Origin of the sequence: Clostridium sp., assembly GCF_051278035.1 — a bacterium.
Classification (GTDB): Bacteria; Bacillota; Clostridia; order Clostridiales; family Clostridiaceae; genus Clostridium_AD.
Genome location: NZ_JBNMNU010000243.1, coordinates 1 through 5191, shown reverse-complemented (window position 1 = coordinate 5191; position 5191 = coordinate 1). Strand labels below are relative to the sequence as shown.

Annotated in this window: 5 protein-coding genes; all 5 read left to right on the top strand. The window is 30.7% G+C overall.

The annotated features are described in order from the left end of the window. A partial coding sequence (locus ACJAX4_RS22075; RefSeq protein WP_435791595.1) for a MarR family winged helix-turn-helix transcriptional regulator occupies positions 1-476 on the top strand: 476 nt, incomplete at its 5' end. 143 nt (positions 477-619) lie between these two features. After that, positions 620-1963 carry an MATE family efflux transporter gene (locus ACJAX4_RS22070; protein ID WP_435791594.1) on the top strand — a complete coding sequence of 448 codons (1344 nt, stop codon included), beginning with the start codon at positions 620-622 and terminating at the stop codon, positions 1961-1963. 984 nt (positions 1964-2947) lie between these two features. Then, positions 2948-3154, top strand: a complete 207-nt coding sequence (locus tag ACJAX4_RS22065; RefSeq protein WP_435791593.1) for a hypothetical protein — start codon at positions 2948-2950, stop codon at positions 3152-3154. 291 nt (positions 3155-3445) lie between these two features. Continuing rightward, a complete protein-coding gene (locus ACJAX4_RS22060) occupies positions 3446-3712 on the top strand; it encodes a DUF3795 domain-containing protein (RefSeq protein WP_435791592.1) in 267 nt (88 codons plus the stop codon). A gap of 208 nt (positions 3713-3920) precedes the next feature. After that, complete coding sequence (locus tag ACJAX4_RS22055) at positions 3921-5051, top strand: hypothetical protein (protein ID WP_435791591.1); 1131 nt, start codon at positions 3921-3923, stop codon at positions 5049-5051. Positions 5052-5191 lie beyond the last annotated feature (140 nt).

The following is a 5191-nucleotide window of genomic DNA, read 5'->3' as shown; positions in this document are numbered from 1 at the left end:
TTTATATGCATGGGCGGTGTTTTTTAATGAAACAGGAGTCATTTGGAAAATATATATCAGCAATATATAGGCATCTGCAAATACTGATCAATCATGATCTTAGTGAATACGGTATAGGCAGCGGACAATATTATTTCTTCATTCAAATCTGTAGCAATGAGGGTATTTCCCAAAAAGATTTAAGCAAACTTATAAAAATAGATAAAACGACTACAGCAAAAGCAATAAAAAAATTAGAATATGAAGGATATATTTACAGAAAACAAGATTCGACAGATAGGAGGTATAACAATGTTTATCTGACGGAAAAAGGGAAGAAATTTATACCTATTTTAAGTGAGAAGATGGAGAATATGACGGCGATTTTAAGTAAGGGAATGACCGACGAACAACGTGATATAACTCTTGAAACTCTTAAATTTATGTTGAGAAATACCATTGATTCTATCGATGAAATTAAAAATAAGGAAAAGTGAAAACATTAAAATATAACTCCACACTTGTGGAGTTATATTTTGCACAATAGTTGCAATAACATACTATAATGCAAGGAGATGATCCTCGCGTTGAATATTTCAGGTGTGTAGAGGAATGTCACTTTTAATAAGGAGAATGATATATGGGTAAAAACAAGAAATTGTTAACAAGCGGACCAGTTGTAAAAACTCTCACGACACTTACAATACCTATGATTTTTGGAATGCTGAGCATGGTGATATTTAATATTGTAGATACTTATTTCATTGGTAAGTTGGGTACAAATCAGATAGCGGCCTTAACATTTACTTTCCCAGTTATATTAATAATAGGTAGTTTATCTCAGGGAATTGGGGTTGGAGCGTCTGCAGTTATTTCTAAAGCTGTTGGTGAAGGAAATCACCACAAAATTCAGCGATATACAACCGATAGCTTATTACTCGGAGTGAGTCTTGTTATCATTTTTGCAGCAATAGGGTTATTAACCATTGAACCGCTCTTTAAAATGCTTGGTGCTGATTCAGATATCATGCCCTACATCGTACAGTACATGCGGATATGGTACATCGGTGTTGCATTTGTTGTAATACCAATGATAGGGAACAATGCCATTCGTGCCATAGGAGATATGAAAACTCCTTCTATTGTGATGGCTGTGTCAGCTGGAATAAATGTTCTATTAGACCCTTTGTTTATTTTTGGATTTGCATTTATCAAACCAATGGGTGTATCGGGAGCTGCTATCGCTACTGTTATTTCCAGGGCAATTACGCTTATTGTTGCCCTTAGAATATTAATCGTCAGAGAAAATCTGATAAGCTTCAAAAAGACAACTCTAACAGATATATATAATTCATGGATGGAAATTTTATTTATAGGGCTTCCTCATGCGGTGACAAAAATGATAGTACCCGTAGCTACAGGTGTTATCACAGGACTTATTGCTTTATATGGAAAAGAAGCAATTGCTGCATTTGGAATAGGCACTAGACTTGAAATGTTTGCATTGATGGTAAATGCTGCGCTTGCTTCGGTTCTTATTCCTTTCGCGGGTCAAAACTTAGGTGCTGGAGAAGTTGGTCGAGCTCAAAAAAGTATAACGGTTAGCGAAATATTTGTAATTGTATATGGAGTGGCAATGGCAATGATTTTAATGTTATTTGGCAAATTTTTTGCGGGGATTTTTTCTTCTAGCTCCAGTGTGATAAGTCTTGTGCAGCAGTATCTATGGATAGTGCCTTTAAGTTACAGCGCTCAAGGTATACTAATGATATCGAGTGCATCTTTAATCGTTATGAACAAACCAATTATATCAGCGTCACTGACACTAATCAGACTGTTTGCGATTTATGTGCCTCTAGCTTTTTTAGGTTCTCATTACTTTGGCCTTATTGGCGTATGGGTTGCAATCACAATTTCTTTTATAATTATTGCAATAGCAGCACATATGATCATGAAGGTTAAATTAAAGTTACTACAATCATGAAAGTGATGGAGTTGAAAATAAGGTCGAGATGTCTAACTTTTTTAAAACCCCTATCTGGAGCTCAGAGGGTTTTTTTTGTTCGAGATAACATTTATTTTTATTAAATTACACCTAATTATTTCTTTATTAGTATGTTTTTTGTAGTAAGAAAGACTAATATAAATAATATTGTACTTATAATAGATATATGCTTTGTTATAAAATCAAACTTGGGGAAAAATCCATAAATAATATATGTTATCATGCAAAGAATAATAACTCCATCATGAATAAGTTTTTTTAAAAGGAATCTTTTAAAGATATTGTTTATAGAGTTATCTAATTTGCAATGAAAAACAATCATAGAAATTGATATATTTATTATTACTATTAAATATATATAAGATATACTAATCAAATTTAAATTATTACTAATATTAATTGATGCTACCACTAATAAAAAAAAAATAGATATTAATTGTGTTTTAGTTAATATATTGAAAAATAAATATTTTTTTTCATCATTCATTTTATCGAAACGTAAAGTAGACACAAAACATATAAAAATGAGCAGCAATAATAACTTATTTGGATTATCTAAAATAAAATTAATGTAAAAATCAAATCCTTTCTTTTTTTATAATGTGAAATTTAAATATTTTTTCTAAGATGAGACTAAGCGCTCTAAATACTATTGATCGCGTATGCTATTACATTTATTTAAAGTATAGCATTAATTTTAAAAATACGGTAAAAATTATACTTAATAAAATGATAGAGAATAATGAGGTGGTTCTTTAGAACAATAAAAGTTTGTGGCGTTTTTAGTTGTGACACTTAGGATATTAGTGCGGACATGAAGATTAGAATATCTCTAATCTTTATATTTATTCTATATTATGGTATTATTAAGTTGCAATCGTAAAATATTGTGTAATATGGAAACAATGTAAAATGTAGTATAGTAACACTTATGAAAATTTTAATCATATGGGAGTGTTAATTTTGAATAAAGATAATAACAAAATGGGATTAGGTTCACTTTCTTTATTGATTTGCATTACGGGAATATTCTATTCCTTAATATTTTTTATACCATCAGTTATTGTTGGTTATAAATTTAAAAATAATTTAGGTGCAACAATAGGTAAAATAGTATCTTCAATCATTGTTATACTTATATTGGTATCCATTCCTGGGTTAACTGTATAGTTCCCAACATTCTTACAAAGCAAATAAACTAGTAGAAAAATATAGATATAGTTATGTCACAACATTCATAAACTTCGACACAATGGTGAAAATGGTTCGGTAATCGTAAATCTACGATATTTAAATAATAATTAAAAAGGTGAATATATCTGTTTTGTCAGTAGATAAGGATTTTTTTATTGTTACAACAGGGAAATATGTGTTTAAATGTAAATACCGAATTAGCATAAATGAAATTATTTAGGAGCATCAACGAAAATAATGCGAAGAGAATTCATGGAGGAGAAAACAATGATTGAATCGAGATGTGGAATTAATTGTTCAAAGTGCGAATATAAGGAGTCTACAAGTTGTAAAGGATGTGTAAATATAGATAAGCCATTTTGGCGAAAAGAGTGCCTTGTAAAATCTTGTTGTGAAAGTAAAGAACTATTACATTGCGGTGAATGTAGAACTTTTCCATGTGATTTATTAAATAGTTTTTCTTATGATAAAGAACAAGGCGATAATGGTATGAGAATTGAACAATGTAAAAATTGGGCAAATTGGTATAAATAAGGTTTGAATTAAGTCAATATATGCATAGATTACGATGCGACAAGAAGTCGCTAATTAGTAGTGTTTCGTAAGAAACTGTGTTAGTTACTAAGTGTATCACCACTCGAAACAAGTAAAGATTTGACCATTCCAGCCTTTACTATTATGTTATATAATAGTAGTATAAATTGAAAAAAATATTTGTATTCTATAGAGGGAGGTATTTTAAATGACAAAAATGAAATTTTATATGCTGATAGTACTTGCACTTATGTTATCATTAACTTTTGGTTCAACAGTTTTTGCAGATTCTTTATCAGGCGTAACAAGCTCAAACTTAATATCGATAGGGTCAATGCATGACATAACAATACATGAACCTACAATGGTAAGTAATTTAAACTTACCATCAACTATCTCAGTTATAACTACAGAAGGAAATAAAAGAGTAGCAGTACAGTGGTCTAATTATTCTGGTGAAAGTATAAATGAAACTACTGAGCTAAGTGGCAAAGTTGTATTACCTCCAAGTATTTTAAATTCTACTAATATACAGTTGGACGTAACTCAGACAGTAGATTATGAAGGTGAAGGACTTTGTAGCTATTTAGGTATAGTCAGAGGTAACAACATAATTAATATACCGCCGGATACTACCACAAGGGAACTTATAAGCAACTTAAGGTACAACGGTAAAACACTACCAAGAGAAATGTCTCCAATCGTCGTAGACCATCGTCACAATAAAATATACAACCGTAGTGTAAGAGATGGAGATTTACTAGAAATTATCGTTGGACAATATACGCATACTTATTCTCTTAGTATCATAGTTGGACCACCATCAAATTCAAGTTTGTTATTATATATAATTCCAACTAAAACTATAGCTGTACCTATTACTAGAATGGCGAGTAGTTTAAACTTACCATCAATTATACGGATTGATACTACAAATGGAATTGTAAACTTACCTGTTAAATGGAACATACCAGTAGATTTAAGTATATCAGAAAATGTCCAAATATCTGGAACGATTGTACTACCAGATAATATTTATAATTTAGCCGGGGTGCAGCTACTTGTTTATCAACGAGTAAACTATCGACCAATTGGGCTTTCTAGCTCGCTTGGTATTATCATTCCGAATAGAATACTGTATATACCAGTAGGAACTTCTGTATCAAGTTTAATATGTGGCTTAACTAATACTGGTTCCTACACCCTAACTTTTGAAGATAAGGACAACAATACTTTAGGAACTGATGCTACTATTGTAACAGGAGATATACTTGTAGTTACTAACGGTAACACTAACTACAACTTCTATCTATCCACTAAAACTTCCATTACACATTAAACTACGTACTAAACGATAATGTTTAAAAGAGGATTATGAATGTGACGACTTAGGCAAATATGACGTCACAAGTTCCTCCTATTTAAGATATGATATTATTTTTTTATTATATAATACAAAACAATATATTCTTTTTATTT